Annotated in this window: 16 protein-coding genes and 1 pseudogene; 13 read left to right on the top strand and 4 right to left on the bottom strand. The window is 44.3% G+C overall.

Going from position 1 to position 17,695, the window contains the following annotated elements; all coding sequences use genetic code 11:
- Nucleotides 1-43 precede the first annotated feature (43 nt).
- The 4 genes from BCU34_RS13795 (at nucleotide 44) to BCU34_RS13780 (ending at nucleotide 3,679) form a co-directional block, all read left to right on the top strand.
- On the top strand, nucleotides 44-790 hold the full coding sequence (locus tag BCU34_RS13795) for a phosphatase (RefSeq protein WP_055319406.1): 747 nt from the start codon (nucleotides 44-46) through the stop codon (nucleotides 788-790).
- A 144-nt stretch (nucleotides 791-934) separates the two neighbouring features.
- The gene (locus BCU34_RS13790) at nucleotides 935-1,330 is read left to right on the top strand and encodes a cytochrome b562 (RefSeq protein WP_017100642.1); all 396 of its coding nucleotides are present in this window, start codon (nucleotides 935-937) and stop codon (nucleotides 1,328-1,330) included.
- A gap of 351 nt (nucleotides 1,331-1,681) precedes the next feature.
- A complete protein-coding gene (locus tag BCU34_RS13785) occupies nucleotides 1,682-2,032 on the top strand; it encodes a hypothetical protein (RefSeq protein WP_048663368.1) in 351 nt (116 codons plus the stop codon).
- Between the two features lie 111 nt (nucleotides 2,033-2,143).
- Nucleotides 2,144-3,679, top strand: coding sequence for a PepSY-associated TM helix domain-containing protein (locus tag BCU34_RS13780; protein WP_102478897.1), 1,536 nt, complete (start codon nucleotides 2,144-2,146; stop codon nucleotides 3,677-3,679).
- A gap of 74 nt (nucleotides 3,680-3,753) precedes the next feature.
- On the opposite strand, the gene BCU34_RS13775 is transcribed toward BCU34_RS13780, so the two are convergent.
- Nucleotides 3,754-4,137, bottom strand: a complete 384-nt coding sequence (locus BCU34_RS13775; RefSeq protein ID WP_048608779.1) for a VOC family protein — start codon at nucleotides 4,135-4,137, stop codon at nucleotides 3,754-3,756.
- Nucleotides 4,137-5,069 (bottom strand): LysR family transcriptional regulator, encoded by a 933-nt coding sequence (locus tag BCU34_RS13770; protein WP_102431494.1) that lies wholly within the window; start codon nucleotides 5,067-5,069, stop codon nucleotides 4,137-4,139. Before BCU34_RS13770 ends, BCU34_RS13775 begins: the two co-directional genes overlap by 1 nt.
- A 373-nt stretch (nucleotides 5,070-5,442) precedes the next feature.
- On the opposite strand from BCU34_RS13770, the gene BCU34_RS13765 reads away from it, so the two are divergent.
- The 6 genes from BCU34_RS13765 to BCU34_RS13740 all read left to right on the top strand — a co-directional run bounded on the left by BCU34_RS13765 (nucleotide 5,443) and on the right by BCU34_RS13740 (nucleotide 11,893).
- A complete protein-coding gene (locus tag BCU34_RS13765) occupies nucleotides 5,443-6,036 on the top strand; it encodes a cysteine dioxygenase (protein WP_102431495.1) in 594 nt (197 codons plus the stop codon).
- A 185-nt stretch (nucleotides 6,037-6,221) separates the two neighbouring features.
- Entirely contained in the window at nucleotides 6,222-7,355 is a 1,134-nt protein-coding gene (locus BCU34_RS13760; RefSeq protein WP_055319410.1) for an efflux RND transporter periplasmic adaptor subunit, read from the top strand.
- Entirely contained in the window at nucleotides 7,348-8,676 is a 1,329-nt protein-coding gene (locus BCU34_RS13755) for a TolC family protein (RefSeq protein ID WP_102478896.1), read from the top strand. Before BCU34_RS13760 ends, BCU34_RS13755 begins: the two co-directional genes overlap by 8 nt.
- The gene (locus BCU34_RS13750; protein ID WP_055319411.1) at nucleotides 8,669-9,883 is read left to right on the top strand and encodes an ABC transporter permease; all 1,215 of its coding nucleotides are present in this window, start codon (nucleotides 8,669-8,671) and stop codon (nucleotides 9,881-9,883) included. The genes BCU34_RS13755 and BCU34_RS13750 overlap by 8 nt, the downstream gene beginning before the upstream one ends.
- Nucleotides 9,884-9,885: 2 nt before the next feature.
- Nucleotides 9,886-11,169, top strand: coding sequence for an ABC transporter permease (locus BCU34_RS13745; protein WP_055319412.1), 1,284 nt, complete (start codon nucleotides 9,886-9,888; stop codon nucleotides 11,167-11,169).
- 25 nt (nucleotides 11,170-11,194) lie between these two features.
- Complete coding sequence (locus BCU34_RS13740) at nucleotides 11,195-11,893, top strand: ABC transporter ATP-binding protein (protein WP_102478898.1); 699 nt, start codon at nucleotides 11,195-11,197, stop codon at nucleotides 11,891-11,893.
- 203 nt (nucleotides 11,894-12,096) lie between these two features.
- Here the strand turns inward: BCU34_RS13740 and BCU34_RS13735 are convergent.
- Nucleotides 12,097-12,384: pseudogene (locus BCU34_RS13735) on the bottom strand (EAL domain-containing protein); the annotation flags it as partial.
- Between the two features lie 351 nt (nucleotides 12,385-12,735).
- Here BCU34_RS13735 and BCU34_RS13730 point away from each other — a divergent pair.
- From BCU34_RS13730 to BCU34_RS13720, 3 genes are all read left to right on the top strand, one after another.
- Nucleotides 12,736-13,929, top strand: coding sequence for a glycine C-acetyltransferase (locus BCU34_RS13730; protein ID WP_102478895.1), 1,194 nt, complete (start codon nucleotides 12,736-12,738; stop codon nucleotides 13,927-13,929).
- A gap of 110 nt (nucleotides 13,930-14,039) precedes the next feature.
- On the top strand, nucleotides 14,040-15,071 hold the full coding sequence (tdh, locus tag BCU34_RS13725; RefSeq protein WP_017058545.1) for an L-threonine 3-dehydrogenase: 1,032 nt from the start codon (nucleotides 14,040-14,042) through the stop codon (nucleotides 15,069-15,071).
- Nucleotides 15,072-15,262: 191 nt separating this feature from the next.
- Nucleotides 15,263-16,123, top strand: a complete 861-nt coding sequence (locus BCU34_RS13720) for a hypothetical protein (protein WP_102478894.1) — start codon at nucleotides 15,263-15,265, stop codon at nucleotides 16,121-16,123.
- Between the two features lie 81 nt (nucleotides 16,124-16,204).
- Here BCU34_RS13720 and BCU34_RS13715 read toward each other — a convergent pair whose 3' ends face one another.
- A complete protein-coding gene (locus tag BCU34_RS13715) occupies nucleotides 16,205-17,428 on the bottom strand; it encodes a DUF819 domain-containing protein (RefSeq protein WP_102478893.1) in 1,224 nt (407 codons plus the stop codon).
- Between the last annotated feature and the right edge of the window lie 267 nt (nucleotides 17,429-17,695).

Below are 17,695 nucleotides of genomic sequence, written 5' to 3'. Positions count from 1 at the left end.
CTCAAAATTGATTGACTAGACCAAGCGAAGAGAGCATTGATTCATGGAACTCAAAGTAGATACTCACACCCACACATACGCAAGTGGTCATGCTTACAGCACGCTTATCGAGAATGCCAAGTCGGCAAAACAAAATGGCTTAGACATGTTTTGTACTACTGATCATTCAGAATCAATGCCAGGTGCGCCACACTACTGGTTCTTCAGTAATCAGCGTGTGCTTCCTCGCTTTATCGAAGACGTTGCAATTATCCGCGGCGTTGAATCAAACATTATGAACACTCAGGGAGAAATCGACATTCATCCGAGCGTTGATAAGAACCTAGATTGGGTGATTGCCAGCTTCCACGAGCCTGTTTTTAGCCCTTCGGATGTCGCGACCCATACAGAGGCTCTCGTGAATGTGATTAAGGGCGGTCGAATTGATGCGCTTGGCCACTTGGGCAATCCTAATTTTGATTTCGATTTTGAAGCCGTTATTCAATGTGCGGTTGAGAACAACGTGGCGATTGAAATCAACAACACCACACTCAAAGGCAATAGCCGAGTTGGCAGTGTTGACCGCTGCTATGAGATTGCAAGAATAGCGAAGGCGAAGGGGGCATTTATTACAACAGGGAGCGATGCGCATTTCTGTTTAGATGTCGGTGGCTTGGATTTAGTCGCCGCATTGTTAGATGAAGTGGGTGTCGATTCGAGTAAAGTGATTACCCATTCGCCAAAGCAATTCCTGGCCTTTTTGGCCTTACGCGGTCGTAATGAAATCCCAGAATACTCAGCTCTTATTTAAGAGAATGTCGGCGGGTTTGCATTTCGATACAATCAATTTTTGTGCCTGACAGATCTTTGTATACACTAGCCGAAAATAATAAAGTCGAAGTGCCACAGTAATGATGGCGCTATCTTCAAAGTCACAGCTTCCCTTGGAGAAACAATGAAAACTCGCTCAATCCTTTTATCTGGTTTAATCGCTGCTTCAGTATTGTCTGGCAACGCATTTGCTAATGTTGACCTTAAGAAAAACATGCAAGAAATGAAGCTTGCGTTCAAACAAGCGGCAGAAGCTCAGAGCATTGAAGAGATGCAAAAGCCTATCGTTCGTTTAGATACGCTAGTGGCAGAGCTGAAAACGGGTGTTTACCCTGTCGAGAAAGAAGACAATTTCATGGAAGGCTTCAAAAAGATCAGTGCATCACTGGATAGCATTGAGCAGAAGCTAGACCAAGGTGACTTAGAATCGGCACAGCAAGAACTTCGTACTATTGACGGCCTTCGTGAAGAGTACCATGAGAAGCGTAACCCAAGCATTTGGAGTAAGATCTTCGGTTAATTCGCTTATTTGTTCCGTTTGTCTAGTATTATATTTGTTTAGCTATCACTGCCGATAGCCACCTTGTTCGCTAGAGTGACCAAAACAAGTTAGTAGATAACAAAGTTCAACTTCTAAAACGCCGCTTATATTTCCCTTTGTTGGAAAATGTAGGCGGCGTTTTTTATTGTCTTTTTTCTAATCAGTTTGATGCACTGAGGTGCGTAATATTTTTTTAGCGCTTCTGTTTTAACCGGTTTTTAACTAAATAGAGTGTGCGTTAGCTTCAATTTTTTAACCTGATGTTAATCTTTACGTTTACCTATATAGCAAGTGCCTCATAATAAGGGGAATTTATAAAGATTTGGAATAATGCGCCGAACTTCGTTCAATCTCTCCATGTTACTTGCCACAGCGTTAAGTTGGGCTTTAGTGACATTAATGCCTGTTATCAATGCTCATGGTAACAGTGCGGGAGTATGGGCGTCGTTGTGTACGGTCAACGGCTTTGAACTGGTTCAAATTGAAGAAGGCGAACCGAATACTCACAAAGGTAAGCCGTGTCCGTTTAGCCATTTTTCCACATTTCACCAAGATGAACTTCCAACTACACTACTGACAACTCGACTGAGTTCTATTGTCTCAGACAGCTACGCTTTTTTGGCTCTAAGCGAACGCTACACGAGGCAAGCCCCGCGCGGCCCTCCCTTTGATATTGCTTAAACCTAACCTTCTAAAATAATTAAAAAACAAAGTATTAAGTAAAGTTAAACATGCTCAGATTACTTTCTGATTCTTCAGAAGGTATGTTTGCGTGTGTCAAAGGAAATAATAATGTTGAGAAATGAATCTCAAAGCTCTGCGAAAGCACAAGCGACTTCGCAGTCTACAAGCAGTGCAACAACCGGTTCGAGAACCAATATAAAAAACAAAGACCGCAATAAAACTCTCTACTTTCTCACCTGGCGCTGGCACTTCTATGCTGGGCTATTCGTTATCCCTTTCATGCTGATGTTAAGTATTACTGGTTTAATGATGTTGTTTGACGATGAAATCGAGTTAGCTTTCCATCACGATGCGATCGAGATTGTTGCATCGGGCGACCCGATTAAAGTGTCACAACAGCTAGCAGCAGTGCAGAATCAATATCCGCAAGGTTCAGTGACACAATTTGTACCAAGCAAAGCGCCTGACTTGGCGAACCGTTTTTCAGTCTCTCTGGAAGACGGCACATCGGTTTTCGCAACTGTGAATCAATATACTGGTGAAGTCGTCGGTGAGGTGCCACGCAGCGACAGCCTGTATCAACTGGCAAATGACATCCACGGAACTTTATTGATTGGTGATTGGGGGGATTATCTGATTGAAGTGGCGATAAGTTTATCCATTCTATTGTTAGTTAGTGGCATTTACCTATGGTTACCAAGAGACAATGCAAGCCGCGCTGGCTTTCTTAAGCTGAGAGTGTCATCCGGACCGCGCGTACTGATGCGAGACTTGCATGCGAACTTAGGTGGCACGTTATCTCTTATTCTGCTGCTCTTTATCCTATCAGGGTTAGCGTGGACAGGTTTCTGGGGCGGTAAGCTTGTTCAAGCATGGAGCACTTTCCCTGCTCAAATGTGGGACGATATTCCATTGTCAGATCAGACGCACGCATCACTTAACCATGGCTCGGAAGAAGAGTTACCGTGGAACTTGGAGCAAACACCACTGCCTTTGTCTCAAGATAAGCCAGCAGCACACGTTCATCATGTGGAAGAGGCGTCTGAACCTCATGATCACTCTAAGATGGGAGAAGACCACTCTCAACATGTCATTGCGGCGAGCAGTTTCGCGATTGATGATGTTATTGAGAAAGCACGATCTCTTGGTTTCACGCATTACAAGGTGAATTTCCCACGTTCAGAAACGGGTGTTTACACGGTGACAGCCAATACTATGGGCGGTGATATCATCGATCCAACTCAAGATCGCACCACACACCTAGACCAATACTCAGGCCGTATTCTGGGTGAAGTGACATGGCAAGATTACAACTTCATTGCCAAGACGCTAGCTGTTGGTATTTCTCTGCACCAAGGTGACATTAGTATCATCAATAAGCTTCTAAATGCCTTGTTTTGCTTGGCGTTCATCGTTGTGTCAGTGACTGGCGGTGTGATGTGGTGGATGCGCAGACCGTCAGGCCAACGCAAGCTCGGTACACCACCTAAGTTTGGTGATGCAGGCTTATGGAAAGCTGGCTTGGTGACGGTGGTGGTTATTTCGGTACTGTTTCCACTGGCGGGAGCAACGATTGTGGCTGCGATGCTCTTGGACTGGTTACTGTTCTCACGTGTTGAGAAGTTCAAAACGGCGTTGAGCTAATTGAATCACAAACAGACCTTCTCGACTTGAGAAGGTCTGTTTTGTTATTAAGGTGTTTGTTTATTAATAAGACTTTAAATTTGATAAAGCTCTAGCGGTAGGCCGTCTGGGTCTGCGAAAAACGTAAATGATTTCCCCGTAAACTCATCCACTCGAATCGGTTCGACGTCGATTCCTTGTCCTTCCAAATAGCTTTTGAACTGCTGAACGTCATCAACACAAAAGGCTAAATGTCTCAGCCCTTGAGCTTCTGGAAAACTAGGTCTTTCTGGTGCATCAGGGAAGCTAAACAACTCAATTTGAGCGCCATTAGGTAGCGCTAGGTCAAGTTTGTACGACTGACGAGCCTCACGATAGTTTTCGGCAATTATCTCAAGTTTTAAAACTTCCGTATAAAAGCGTTTCGACAATTCGTAGTCTGAACAGATTATTGCCGCGTGGTGTATTCCTTTAAGCATCAGTTTATTTCTCCTGCCAGCTTGTCACCTAAGTGTTCCATCGCGTAGTCAATGAAAACGCGCAGGCGGGCGGGCATGTACTTGGTTTGTGCAAACTGCATAGCGATGGCGCCATGGTAATTACTCTTGATGGTCCAATCTTCTAATACCTGTACAACAGAACCTTCAGCCAGCGCGTCTTGAATCACGAAGTCATGGAAAATACCGACGCCTAGACCTTCTTTCACACCTTTGAGTCGCATTTGCGAGTGGTTAACTGCGTACCGCCCACTGACGGGCACCGTGTGAAATTCATCATCTTTAAGGAAGTCCCAAATGTGGTCTTTGTCTGTCTCTGCAAGATACAAACAATCGTGTTCAGAAAGGTCTGTTGGGTGGCTAGGAACTCCTTTGGCTTTCAGATAGTCGGGGCTCGCACATAGCACGAGGTTTGTCTTTCCAAGCTCTTTCAAAACCAAGCTTTCGTCGGGCTTATCGGTTAGGCGGAAAGCGATGTCGATGCCCTGACGTAAAATATCGATGTCGCCATCGGCCGCTCTCAACTTGAGTTGGATTTCTGGATACTGATTTAAAAATGGAACAACAAAAGGCTGTAGCACTGAGTTTAAGAAAGCTTCAGGCGCCGCTACTGTTATGGAGCCTGCTGGTTCTGTGTGATCAGAGGTCGACAACTCAACCGCTTGCTGTGCAGCGTTAATCATGACAACGCTCTGGTCGTAAACCAATTGGCCTGCCTGAGTAATAATAAGCGTACGAGTGGTTCGTTCGAATAGCTTGACTGACAGTGCTTTCTCTAAACGTGTAATCAGCTTACTGAGCGCTGAAGGTGTCACCCCTAGCTGTTTTGCTGCCGCAGTAAAACTCCCTTCATTTACCACTAAGATGAACGAGGCGAGATCAGGAAGTAAGGCGATGAGTTTGGGATTAATCATAAGTATCCAGTTAGACTAATTTCAACAGTGAGCATAACCTTGATTGTGATTGATCTCTTCTGACTTGTGAATCAATTTCATCAATTGATACGCGCAATAGTAGCCGTGATGGAAGCCGTTCTTTTGTTGTTCCTATTTCAAATTACTCAGTTATTCAAATCTCAAGTCAATATGGCAATTCCGTTGCTTCCAATTGGTTGTTAGATGCTTTTGTTATATCAATGTAAATACTTGTGATTGCTTGTTAAATTTCATTTAAACGGTGTTAATATCCTCCAAACTTGTGCTGAATCGAATCAGCTATATTTCATCGTTCGAAGAGAACTTTTAACTTCGAGTTCGGAAGAGCAAAACATAGTTAGAGGTAAGTATTTTGCAACGTACTGATATTACCCCAACGCAATCTCCTGCGTTAGCCGCGTTAATTAATAACGATTATGAGCTTAATTTCCAAGAGTTTATGGACCAAATACAGCTGGCGAATAAACCTATGTCTCTGGCTTCCATTCGGTTCATATTGGATAACATCGAGCTGAGTAAAGAAGAGATCAAGTCGTTGGCGAGTTTTGATAAAGAAACATACTGCCGACAAAGACTTTTCAAGAATGACCACTGCGAAGTTTTAATTTTGAGTTGGCTAAATGGGCAAAGAAGTAAAATACACGATCATTTGAATACGTCTTGTGGCGTAAAAATTTTACACGGGCAAGCAACGGAAACCTTGTTTGAAACGGCGGCTAATGGCCATATTTTTGCTTCTCAGTCGACTCATTTCCAAGAGGGCAGTGTGACCGTCAGTAAAGATAATGATATCCATCAGATATCGAATCTACAGGCTGGAGATGAACCGCTCATTACGTTACATGTGTATTCGCCCCCTTTAAGCCAATTCCACCTCTATCAGCTAGAGAGCGGTAAGCCGGAGCTGCTCGACATACAACAAGAGTGCTGGGCCTACGAGATTTAAAGTGCGTTAAACGGAGACAACTTTCTACTTAAATGGTCATGATAAGGCTAAAAGGAGGCGTAGAAAGTTTGTCGTTTAATTTTGCTTTAACGCTATGCATTATAAAATTTTATACTATTTATGAACTTCGCATATCCACGGTAGTCATAGGGCTCACAAATATAAAATAATGAGCTGGATAAATTATGACTAAACGTGGGTTAGTGTCTGTGGCATGTGCCACGCTGATAGGTGGAGGTGCGTATTTCTATTTTCAAACTTCAACGCCTCCAGAAGCCTTTCCAACCCTAACGGTCTCCACGGGGACGATCGAAAAGCAGGCGGTTGCGGTGGGGTATATCGTTCCCGCTCACTCTGTGTCTATCAAATCTCAAATCGACGGGATCGTTGGTGAAATCTATGCTGGTGTTGGTGAGTACGTAACGCAAGGTCAGCCGCTTATTAAGGTTCGCCCTAACCCTACCCCGAAAGCGTTGACCGATGCCTCGACAGAGTTGATGCGAAGTGAGGCGAACATTGAGTCAGCAAAACAACAACTCGCTAATCTGCAGAGTTTGGTTGAACAAGAAATCATTCCTAAGAACTACGACGAATATGTGACTGCACGTTCCAATGTGAAATCAGCACAGGCTGACGTTATGCAAAAACGTCAGAACCTCGAATTGATTCAAAGCGGGGAGTCGACAATTGGTAACTCTCGCCTCACCTCTACCATTTATGCTCCGATAGACGGTACGGTGTTGAATCGAAAAGTCGAGGTAGGAGAACCGATTATTTCTACTGAATCGAGTCAAGCGGCAACAGAAATGATGTCATTGGCCGATATGAACAGCCTGATTTTTAAGGGCAGTGTTAGTGAGCATGATGCCGCACAACTTACTCCGGGGATGCCAGTAACGCTGACCGTTGCACCTTATCCAAGTATCGAAATAGAAGGGGTACTGACTAAGATTGCGATTCAGTCTGAAAGTCTTAACTCTACAGCTGATAGTAGTTCGGGCAAAAGTTTTGATAACGGTTTTGAAGTCGAAGTTGGCGAGCTCAAAATACCTCAAGACGTCCGGTTACGTTCAGGGTTCTCATCATCTGCTCAGATAATTCTAGTTAAATCAGAAAATGTACTCACTCTACCAGAGCGCGCACTGCAATTTGAAGGCGACAGCCCTAACGTATTAATCCCAGATAGCTCAGAACAAGGCTTCCACAAGCAAGCGGTAAAACTGGGCCTATCAGATGGTATCAATGTTGAAGTCATCGAAGGTGTGGAGTTAGACGAAACCGTCATCGACAACAGTATGATGGGGGCAGCACATGGTTAAGCCAGCGCTGTTTAGTTGTTCACAGCGATTAGACAAACCTCTGTCACCTCGTAAATCGACCCTGTTGAGTATAGGCAGCTTGCTATTAGCAGCTGTACTTAGTTGTCCTTCATATGCCCTTTCTATTGAACAAGCATGGCAGCGAGCCAAACAGACGGATCCTGATTACGAGAAAGCCCGAATTGGTGTTCAACTCGGCGAGAGTTCGGTGGATTTAAGTCGCAGCTCTTTATTACCCGCTTTAAGCGCGAGCGCTTCAGCAGACTGGAGCGAAGACCGCAGTAGTTCAAATCGGTATGGTGCAGAGCTGTCTCAGGTTATTTGGGACAGTAGTCTTTGGTCTGAATTAGATAAAGCACAATCAGATTATCTGAAATCCCAGCTGGAATTGGCTCAAGCACATAATGATTTGGCGGCTAAGTTACTTCTGGTTTATCTCGATATAGGCAGCGCCCAAGGTAACTTACAGCTAACTAACAGTAAGTTAGAGGAAGGCAGCAAGCTGCTAAAAATCTTCGAAAAACGCTATCTAGCAGGCAAAGTGAAATCGATTGATGTGGAAGAGATGCGTGCTAATCAGTTGTCTGACAAAGCCAATATTCTGCGAGCAAAGGCAGAGTTAGAAAGTAAAAAGTCAGAGCTGGAAGCGCTGATAAACCAAGCTCCTGATTCGGTGGATCAAATTCGTACTGAGAATTTGGTTGAGCCTCCTATGCTGGTGGCTTCTCAGCAGCAGTGGCTTGAGTTAGCGAGAAATAATAGCCCTGAATTACTGGTTGCCATAAAAGGCGTTGAAGCGCGCAAGCTAGACAAAAAATCCGCCCAAGGAGGTTATTACCCAACAGTTAAAGGGCAAGTGGGCTATAACGACAGTGATCGGTTGGACAACGGTGAATTTAACGCGGGTTTAACTCTTAGTGTTCCTATTGATTTAAATGGTTCAACACGCGCCAAAGTGGACCAAACTTCGCTTAACTTGTTGACGGCTAAGCAGGATTTACGAAAGGTTGAAATAGACATCAAGAAGCGAATTGATCAGAACTTTACTCAAGTGAAGCTCAACTGGGAACGAGTGTTAATGGCGCATGATGTTGTAGCGTCTCGCGCAGAGGTGTTGAGTAGCAAAGAAAAGTTATACGACGCGGGTTTCCTAGAAGCCTCAGATGTTATCAATGCACATAACAGCTTATTTGATTCAAGGTTCCTTCTACAGACCAACTTATATGATTATTGGCGTCAGAGAATAGGCCTGCTACAGACAACTGGTAAATTAGATGATGAAGCGATGGCGCTCATATCTCAGGCGTTACACCATGGTTAATCTTTTTCTTCAGACTTGGCAAACGTTGTTGGCGCATCGGATGAAAAGTGCCTTGGCTATTATTGCAATTTCATGGGGCGTACTGTCTGTTGTTGTTTTAATGGCGCTAGGGGAAGGCTTCTATCGTTATCAAACGAAGTCTTTCTCATTTTTGGTCAATGACACTCAGGTTGTGTTTCCCTCTAGTACGAGTAAACCTTGGCAGGGCTTGCCCTCAAGGCGCGAAATAAACCTTGAACAAGATAAAATTGAGCTGATCCAGCAGGCTGGTTTTGTTAAAGAGGCGTCTGCTGTTTACCTTAAATGGGATACCAGCGTGACGAATACTCAAGGGCATAATATTGGCAGTATGGTGAGTGGTGTTGCTCCCTCTTATTTTCCTATCTCACAAAATAAGTTGCAGCCTGGTTCACGAAATATTTCGGTGACGGATATGGCAAACCACACACGGGTGGCTGTATTGGGTGATCGAATTGCTCAAATGGGCGGAGTCGACATTGGCGACCATATTAAGATCAACGGCATTCCATTCTACGTAATTGGTGTGATGGTCGATAATGAAGGAGGGATCTCTTTCGGTGAGAGTCGACGAGTTTTTGTGCCTCAAACTACTTATCTTGATCTCTGGAACGATAAGCCATGGCAACTGCTATTAAAGCCTGTAGAAGCCATGGATTCCGCATCGTTTAGACGTAATATTATTAATTTTTTTGCTAAACAGATGCACTTTGACCCTACGGATAAAGATGCGGTCTATCTGCCCGACTTTAGCGAGGGTGGGGACGTGATTACCGGTATCTTTCGTGGTATTCAAATATTCCTGACGACCAGTGGCGCTATGACTATGGCGGTTGGCGCTTTGGGTGTGGCTAATATCATGTTTCTCTCTGTTACGGAAAGAACTCGAGAAATTGGCGTTCGGCTGGCGATTGGTGCAACACAGGGTTCCATCATGTCTCAGTTTATTATTGAGGGGCTTATTTTAGTTACCTTAGGATCCATCGTGGGATTAATGGCGTCCTTTAGTACGGTTTATTTGCTTGGCTCGATGGCGTTGCCAGAATGGATTGGATCACCGGTTATCACGTTAAGCTCGATTGGAATGGCGTTAACGGTGACACTGATTCTGGCGTTCTTAGCCTCTTACTTTCCTGCAAAACGGGCGTCTCGTCTCACTCCTGTTGATGCACTTAGTGCGAGGGCTTAATCATGCTATTACCGATGAGACAAGTCTTTCAGGAAATGTCTTCAGAAAAGCTACGACTTGGACTCACAATTCTGGCTGTTGCGTGGGCAACCTTGTGTATTTCAGCGATGCTATCGGTGGGAGAAGGCATTAGACAAGGCGTGCTTAAAACGGCACAAAATGGCAATGGTAATTTGATTTATCTATCAGGGGGGATGGCTACGGTTGATTATGGATCTTTTCATCAGGGCAAGCCGCTGACTCTAACAGTAGAAGATACGAAAGTTGTAGAGGCTCTGCCTAACATCAAAGTTGCGGTGCCGACAGCTGTGTGGGATGAATCACTTACTGTTGGGGAGCGAGGGTCTTGGAAAAAAGCGTTAGCGGTAACGACTGAATTTCAGTCGGTGACGAATCTCAAGACACGTCCAGGAGGGCGTTGGTTTAATCCTCTAGATCAAACGCAACAACGCAAAGTCATCGTGCTGGGTTACCTTTTAGCGGCCGATTTGTTTAACCCTAATGAAAGCTTTAGCTGGTTTGCTACTGTCAAATTAGAGGTCAATCCCGTCGGGAAAACAGTAAAAATTGGCAGCCAAGAGTTTACGGTGATTGGTGTACTAGAGAAAAACAGTGCCAAGGTTGAACAGGGAGATAGCATCAATTATTCGAGCTTTGTTCCTTTCTCTACATGGCAGCGCTTTAATATCAACGGAGATATCAGTGGTATCAACGTTCAACCTCATGATGGTGTCGACAGAGTCAAACTTGCAGATACGATTCGTCAGGTTATTGCGCGCAAACATGGTGCTAGTGTCAGTGATGAGCAGGTCGTTCAGGTTGAGGATATGTTCCTCAAACAAAAAACGATGCAACAATTCTTAGTTGGTCTGCAGGGGTTCCTTGGTGTGATTGGTTTTATCACTTTGGCAGTGGCGGGCATAGGTATTGCTAACGTGATGTATGCAACGGTGAAACGATCCACACGAGATATTGGCGTGAGAATGGCGGTCGGTGCTACTCCAGGGATGATTCGCATGCATTATCTGGTTCAGTCATTGATGACTATGATGATGGGCGGTTTATTGGGCTTAGTAATCACTTATACACTGATTGCTGTAATTCGCTCGTTAGAGCTTGAAGGCAACATGTTTTATGAGCGTCTTGGTAAACCTGTGCCTGAGCTTTCATGGTTGGTTGTCACCATTGTTGTTTTGACGTTGGTGGTTATTGGTGTCGCTGCGGCTTGGCTTCCGGCTAATCGTGCGGCGAAAGTGACTCCGATGGAGGCACTACAAAGTGAATGATGAAATCAAAGACAGCGGAGAGACCATGTCTAACAAATTCTTAGTTGAACTCTCAAATATCGGTAAACACTACTCAAACGGTGATACTGAAATACGTGCATTAGACGGTGTCGATCTCTCGATTGAGAAGGGAGAGTTTTTGTCTATTTTAGGCCCGTCAGGATCCGGTAAATCAACGCTGATGAATATGCTGGGTTGCCTTGATAAGCCGACGGAAGGGGAGTATCAGCTAGATGGAAAAAATGTTGCTGCGTTGAGTGCTAATGATCTTGCTGGTATTCGGAATCAAAAAATTGGTTTTGTATTCCAGAGTTTTAATTTGCTTGAGTATGCATCTGCATTGGACAATGTTGCTCTGCCTCTCGTGTACTCAGGGATCAAAGCCAAAGAGCGTCGTAAGCGTGCGGCGGCATTACTTGAACAAGTAGGGTTGGGCGATCGACTTGACCATAAACCGAATCAGCTGTCTGGTGGTCAGAAACAGCGTGTCGCTATTGCTAGAGCTTTGGTTAATGATCCTCAGATTATATTAGCTGATGAGCCAACAGGGGCTCTGGATTCCAAGTCTGGCGCTGAGATAGAGGCTTTGTTTAATCAGCTTCATGCTGAGGGCCGAACATTGATTATCGTGACGCACGATAATTCGCTGGCTGAACGAACTAAGCGCATAGTGACGATCAAAGACGGTAAAGTATTGTCTGATCGCCAAGGGCAACATTGCTGAACCTAGAACCTAGAACCTAGAAAAAAGCAGCTTTCGCTTAGAGCCACTTCCTCACGAAGTGGCTTTTTTCTTAAGTGTTTAACACTGATCTTGTACGGACGATATTGAGTGAACTACACTGATAAAAAAGCTAGGTAAGTAACAGATGAATAAAGAAAATTTCCCTATAGAGTTAAAACGACTTCGTGAATCACTCTCTATTCTGCCAAGTTGAGGTGAATAAACAGTGACTTCACTTCAGTGAGAGATTGCACAAGCACGCTAAAGAAGATCTCTTCTTCATAACCTAATGCAAACGCACGATCGATAAACACACCTGGAGAAAAAATGCCTTCCTCTGGGATATCTAGGCGAAACAGAGCTTCAACCCCAGTCACTTTCTCTACACTCGATTCTACTTTTGGCTGATAAAAGCAGGTGTGCCAGTCGTTTTCAAAGGCTTCTTGTATGATGTGGTCTGATAGGTTCATGTGTTTGTCTCTCATTTGCATAGCGGCGTAACGGTCGAACATTCTGAGAGAAACCTAAATTCATCACTATATCGTTCTGAGATGAAAAATTGATATTTGATATGAAAGCGAAATTAGACCGGAATGGAGGGTGATTTGTCGTTAAAAAGAACAAGTAAGACACGTTTATGTGCCCTGTGTCACTGGGATGAACCATTATTAGTGCCTGTGATTCATTAATGTTTTTCCAACTAAAGGGATAATCGAAACGGGGATGTTCAACTAGAATATAGGCATAAGTTTTACAGTGTAAATGATCGTTTTGAGATCGTTTATATCCCTACATAAAGCGGCGCGTGATGCTGCTGAATAATAATTAGGAAGGAATGAACAATGTCTTCTGCATTTTACCAACAGATTCAAACTCAAATCGAAGAAGTTAAAGAAGAAGGTCTTTACAAGTCTGAGCGCATTATTACTTCTGCACAAAAAGCAGCGGTTTCTATCTCGACTGGTGAAGAAGTACTAAACTTCTGTGCAAACAACTACTTAGGTCTTGCTAACCACCCAGCTCTTATCGAAGCAGCTAAAGATGGTATGGATCAGCACGGTTTTGGTATGGCTTCAGTGCGTTTCATCTGTGGTACTCAAGATTCTCACAAAGAACTAGAGCAAAAGCTTTCTACTTTCCTAGGTAAAGAAGACACTATCCTTTACACGTCTTGTTTTGATGCAAACGCTGGTTTGTTTGAAACAATTCTAGGTAAAGAGGACGCAATCATCTCTGACGCACTAAACCACGCATCTATCATCGATGGCGTTCGTCTGTGTAAAGCAATGCGTTTCCGTTACTCGAACAACAACATGGAAGAGCTAGAGCAGCAACTTATTGCTGCTAAAGAAGCTGGCGCTCGTCACACACTAATCGTAACTGACGGTGTGTTCTCAATGGACGGCGTAGTGGCTAACCTTCCTGCTATCTGTGACCTTGCAGACAAGTACGATGTACTAGTAATGGTTGATGACTCTCACGCAGTGGGCTTCATGGGCGAAAACGGCGCAGGTACTCACGAGTTCCACAACGTTGTAGATCGTATCGATATCATCACTGGTACTCTTGGTAAAGCAATGGGTGGCGCTTCAGGCGGTTACACTTCTGGTAAGAAAGAAGTGATCGACTGGCTACGTCAGCGTTCTCGTCCATACCTATTCTCTAACTCTGTTGCACCTGCAATAGTATCTGCGTCTATCCGCGTTCTAGATCTTCTAGCGGAATCTGGCGACCTACGTACTCAACTATGGGAAAACTCTGCTCACTTCCGTACTCGAATGGAAGAAGCTGGTTTCACTATGGGTGGTGCTGACCACGCAATCATCCCAATCATGCTGGGTGATGCAAAAGTAGCGGCTGAGTTCGCAGAGCGCGCACTAGAGAAAGGCATCTACGTTGTAGGTTTCTCTTTCCCAGTAGTACCAAAAGGCCAAGCTCGTATCCGTACGCAAATGTCTGCTGCACACTCTCGTGAGCAACTGGATCGCGCAATCGATGCGTTCATCCAAGTTGGTAAAGACATGGCTATCATCTAATTTTAAAGGGATGCCTTTTGCGTCCTTTGATTAGATAGAACAACACCCAATAGAACATATAGATTTTTGATTCTCGCCTTACAGTTAGGCGAGATGAACTGGATAACATTATGAAAATTAAAGCACTTTCTAAGCTTAAGCCTGAAGAAGGCATCTGGATGACCGAGGTTGAAAAACCTGAAATGGGTCATAATGATCTTCTTATCCGTATTAAGAAAACTGCAATTTGTGGTACTGACGTACATATCTACAACTGGGATGAATGGTCACAAAACACAATTCCAGTACCTATGGTAGTAGGTCACGAATACGTGGGTGAAGTTGTTGGCATCGGCCAAGAAGTTCGTGGTTTTGAAATCGGCGACCGTGTATCTGGCGAAGGTCACATCACATGTGGTCACTGTCGTAACTGTCGTGGCGGCCGTACTCACCTTTGTCGTAACACAACAGGTGTTGGTGTAAACCGCACTGGTGCGTTCTCTGAGTTCCTTGTGATCCCTGCGTTCAACGCATTTAAGATCCCTGCAGAAATCTCTGATGATCTAGCATCAATCTTTGACCCGTTTGGTAACGCAGTACACACAGCGCTTTCTTTCGACCTAGTAGGCGAAGACGTGCTAATCACGGGTGCTGGCCCAATCGGTATCATGGCTGCTGCTGTTGCTAAGCACGTTGGTGCTCGTCACGTTGTAATTACTGACGTAAACGAATACCGCCTAGATCTTGCTAAGAAAATGGGTGTGACTCGCGCAGTAAACGTGATGGAAGAGAAGCTTGAAGATGTAATGGCTGATCTAGGCATGACTGAAGGCTTCGATGTTGGCCTAGAAATGTCTGGTAACCCATCTGCGTTCAACAGCATGCTGACTAACATGAACCACGGCGGTAAGATCTCTCTACTAGGTATTCCACCATCAGACATGGCAGTAGACTGGAACCAAGTAATCTTTAAAGGCTTGGTTATTAAAGGTATCTACGGTCGTGAGATGTTCGAAACTTGGTACAAGATGGCTTCACTAATCCAGTCTGGCCTAGATCTAACACCAATCATTACTCACCACTACAAAGTAGACGACTTCCAAAAAGGCTTCGACATGATGCGCTCTGGTATGTCTGGTAAAGTAATCCTAGATTGGGAATAAGCAAATAGGGGAAACCCTGAGTTATTTCCAAAATCTAAATGCCTCAAAGAAATTTGGGGCATTTTTGTATCTAAATTCTACTTACGATCAACTCACCTCTCTGTCACTTAAGGCCATTTTGCTGCGCAGTAATCTCTAAAATACTCAATAAGCAGTTTCACCTTATTGTTTTACTATTGAAGAGAGGGCTCATGGCTTGTAAACCACTTGCACTGATAATAACTGGAATATTATTAACGCCGAATTTTGCTAGCGCTGATGTCGATATTTCGAAAGCCGAAAACGATCAAGCAGCAGAGCAGGCAGCAAAGGAACTTGCAAACCCAAACACAGCTTACGCTAGCCTCAATTTAAAACTCCAGTATTTAGGTGGTTACGATGGTGGAGGAGACACTTTCGCGACTGTATTACAGCCGACATTGCCATTCCCCATGAATAATGGTGACAAAGTGATCTTCCGCCCGGCTATCTCTTATGTACAGAACGATTTCCATGTGGATACACCAGCAAACTCGCGGCATATGGATCAGTCTGGCATTACAGACATCTCATTTGATTTAGCTTATGCGCCTAAAATGGAGGGCGGTACAATTGTCGCTTTCGGTCTCTTTGCTTCTTTGCCAACGGGCAGTAGTGACTTAACGGCGGATCAATTTGCTGTTGGGCCAGAGTTTATGGTCGGGAAGGCGAGTGGTGAACGAGTTGTCGGTGTGTTCCCAAATCACTTGTATGGTGTTTCTGGAGACGGGGCTGACCATTCTGATACTCGAATCAACAAGACATCGACACAAGTTTTTTGGGTTGAGATCTTAGGAGGAGGTTGGACGATTGGCTCTGCGCCGACATTCTCATATGACTGGAATAAGGATCAGGCAGAAGTTCCACTAAATATAAGTGTCACTAAAACAACGGTGTTGAATGGACGTCCTTGGAAGTTCGGCATTGAAGCGAACTATTATATTGAGAAAGATGAAAAGACACGTCCGGATTTTATGTTGAGTTTTAATATCAGTCCTGTAGTAGAAAATAAGCTGGCGTCTTTGTTTGATTAATCTAAGAGTGGAAGAGTAGAAATGAAAAAGGCTGAACGATGATCGTTCAGCCTTTTGTGTTACTTCATTGAAGCGCTTCGATTAACCAGCAGCAACCTGCATGATAAGGCCACAGATGTAAGCGCCGTATGTGCCTAGAGCGTAACCAAGTACCGCCATTAGGATACCTACCGGAGCTAATGCTGGGTGGAATGCTGCAGCTACGATAGGAGCTGATGCTGCGCCGCCAACGTTAGCTTGGCTACCGACAGCCATGAAGAACAGTGGTGCGCGGATAAGCTTCGCCATCACAATCATTAGAATGGCATGGATAGTTAGCCATGTGATACCAATGAAGAAGTAACCTGGGTTGTCTAAGATAGCAGTCACATCCATTTGCATACCAATAGTAGCAACTAGGATGTAGATGAACGCTGAACCAACTTTAGATGCGCCGCTGTGCTCAAGTCTGCGTGTCGATTTGAAGCATGAAGCGATCAACGCGAACGTTGTTACCATTACGATCAACCAGAAGAAGCCAGATGTTAGGCTGTATTTCGCAAGTTCTGGTGCGTTGGTTGAGATCCACGGTGCAATCATGTCACTGAATAAGTGAGCTAGGCCGGTTAAACCGAAGGCAATTGCCGTGATCTTCATGAGATCGGTTGTGGTTGTTGGACGAGCGTTCTCTTCTTGGTATTTAGAAACCGTCTCTTTTAGCTCTTCGATAGATGATGTGTCAGCTTTTAGCCATGCATCAATCTTCTTCTGACGACCTGCCATGATAAGCAACACAGCCATCCAAATGTTTGCACAGATAACGTCTACCGTAATCATTGCTGAGAAGAGTTGGTCATCAACTTCAAATACTTCTTTCATTGCTGCTTGGTTTGCACCGCCGCCGATCCAAGAACCAGCAACAGTTGTAAGGCCACGCCATACATCGCCAGATACGAGGTCAGGGTTAACTTGGTCGATAATTAGAATCGCTAAAGGCCCGCCAATGATAATGCCGACAGTACCAGTTAGGAACATGATGACGGCTTTAGAACCAAGGCCAAATATTTTACGAAGGTCTGCTGAGATGATCAGAAGAACGAGTGCACTCGGTAATAGGTAACGACTGGCAACAAAGTACAGCTTTGAGTTTGATGCGTCGATGATGCCGAAACTGTTCAATAGAGAAGGAACAAAGTAACAGAGCAATAGACCCGGAACGAACGAGTAGAATTTTTTCAGTGCGCTATTTTGGCTACTTTCCGTGATAAAAACACCGCCAAGAATAACAGCTAACATGCCCATTATTACAGCATCATTAGTAATCATTATTATATCTCCTTTAAGGTGAGCGCAAAGGTCTCACTTTTTGAATTGCAGGACTATACCGACAACCGCCATTCGTTACAAATTGTAACGATAGACATACTTTGAAATGTTTATGTTAATTTTTATGGTTTGAATTTGTGAATGTCGTGCGTTATTTATTTGATTGATGAATGGGTTTGTTGGGGCTTTTGCGGCGGATTTAGATATATGCAATGTAATTCAAGCCTTAGAGAGTGGTCGCTATGATTTGGGTGGATGTTTGAATGG

The sequence above is a fragment of the Vibrio sp. 10N.286.45.E10 genome, from assembly GCF_002874195.2.
Taxonomy (GTDB): domain Bacteria; phylum Pseudomonadota; class Gammaproteobacteria; order Enterobacterales; family Vibrionaceae; genus Vibrio; species Vibrio crassostreae.
Note: the sequence above shows the minus strand (reverse complement) of the source record. Positions and strands in the feature narration are given on the sequence as shown.

What these genes read in the sequence shown, in the direction of transcription:
- BCU34_RS13795 (WP_055319406.1), top strand. Translation starts at nt 44, where the DNA reads ATGGAACTCAAAGTAGATACTCACACCCACACATACGCAAGTGGTCAT.
- BCU34_RS13790 (WP_017100642.1), top strand. Translation starts at nt 935, where the DNA reads ATGAAAACTCGCTCAATCCTTTTATCTGGTTTAATCGCTGCTTCAGTA.
- BCU34_RS13785 (WP_048663368.1), top strand. Translation starts at nt 1,682, where the DNA reads ATGCGCCGAACTTCGTTCAATCTCTCCATGTTACTTGCCACAGCGTTA.
- BCU34_RS13780 (WP_102478897.1), top strand. Translation starts at nt 2,144, where the DNA reads ATGTTGAGAAATGAATCTCAAAGCTCTGCGAAAGCACAAGCGACTTCG.
- BCU34_RS13775 (WP_048608779.1), bottom strand. Translation starts at nt 4,137, where the DNA reads ATGCTTAAAGGAATACACCACGCGGCAATAATCTGTTCAGACTACGAA.
- BCU34_RS13770 (WP_102431494.1), bottom strand. Translation starts at nt 5,069, where the DNA reads ATGATTAATCCCAAACTCATCGCCTTACTTCCTGATCTCGCCTCGTTC.
- BCU34_RS13760 (WP_055319410.1), top strand. Translation starts at nt 6,222, where the DNA reads ATGACTAAACGTGGGTTAGTGTCTGTGGCATGTGCCACGCTGATAGGT.
- BCU34_RS13755 (WP_102478896.1), top strand. Translation starts at nt 7,348, where the DNA reads ATGGTTAAGCCAGCGCTGTTTAGTTGTTCACAGCGATTAGACAAACCT.
- BCU34_RS13750 (WP_055319411.1), top strand. Translation starts at nt 8,669, where the DNA reads ATGGTTAATCTTTTTCTTCAGACTTGGCAAACGTTGTTGGCGCATCGG.
- BCU34_RS13745 (WP_055319412.1), top strand. Translation starts at nt 9,886, where the DNA reads ATGCTATTACCGATGAGACAAGTCTTTCAGGAAATGTCTTCAGAAAAG.
- BCU34_RS13740 (WP_102478898.1), top strand. Translation starts at nt 11,195, where the DNA reads ATGTCTAACAAATTCTTAGTTGAACTCTCAAATATCGGTAAACACTAC.
- BCU34_RS13730 (WP_102478895.1), top strand. Translation starts at nt 12,736, where the DNA reads ATGTCTTCTGCATTTTACCAACAGATTCAAACTCAAATCGAAGAAGTT.
- tdh (WP_017058545.1), top strand. Translation starts at nt 14,040, where the DNA reads ATGAAAATTAAAGCACTTTCTAAGCTTAAGCCTGAAGAAGGCATCTGG.
- BCU34_RS13720 (WP_102478894.1), top strand. Translation starts at nt 15,263, where the DNA reads ATGGCTTGTAAACCACTTGCACTGATAATAACTGGAATATTATTAACG.
- BCU34_RS13715 (WP_102478893.1), bottom strand. Translation starts at nt 17,428, where the DNA reads ATGATTACTAATGATGCTGTAATAATGGGCATGTTAGCTGTTATTCTT.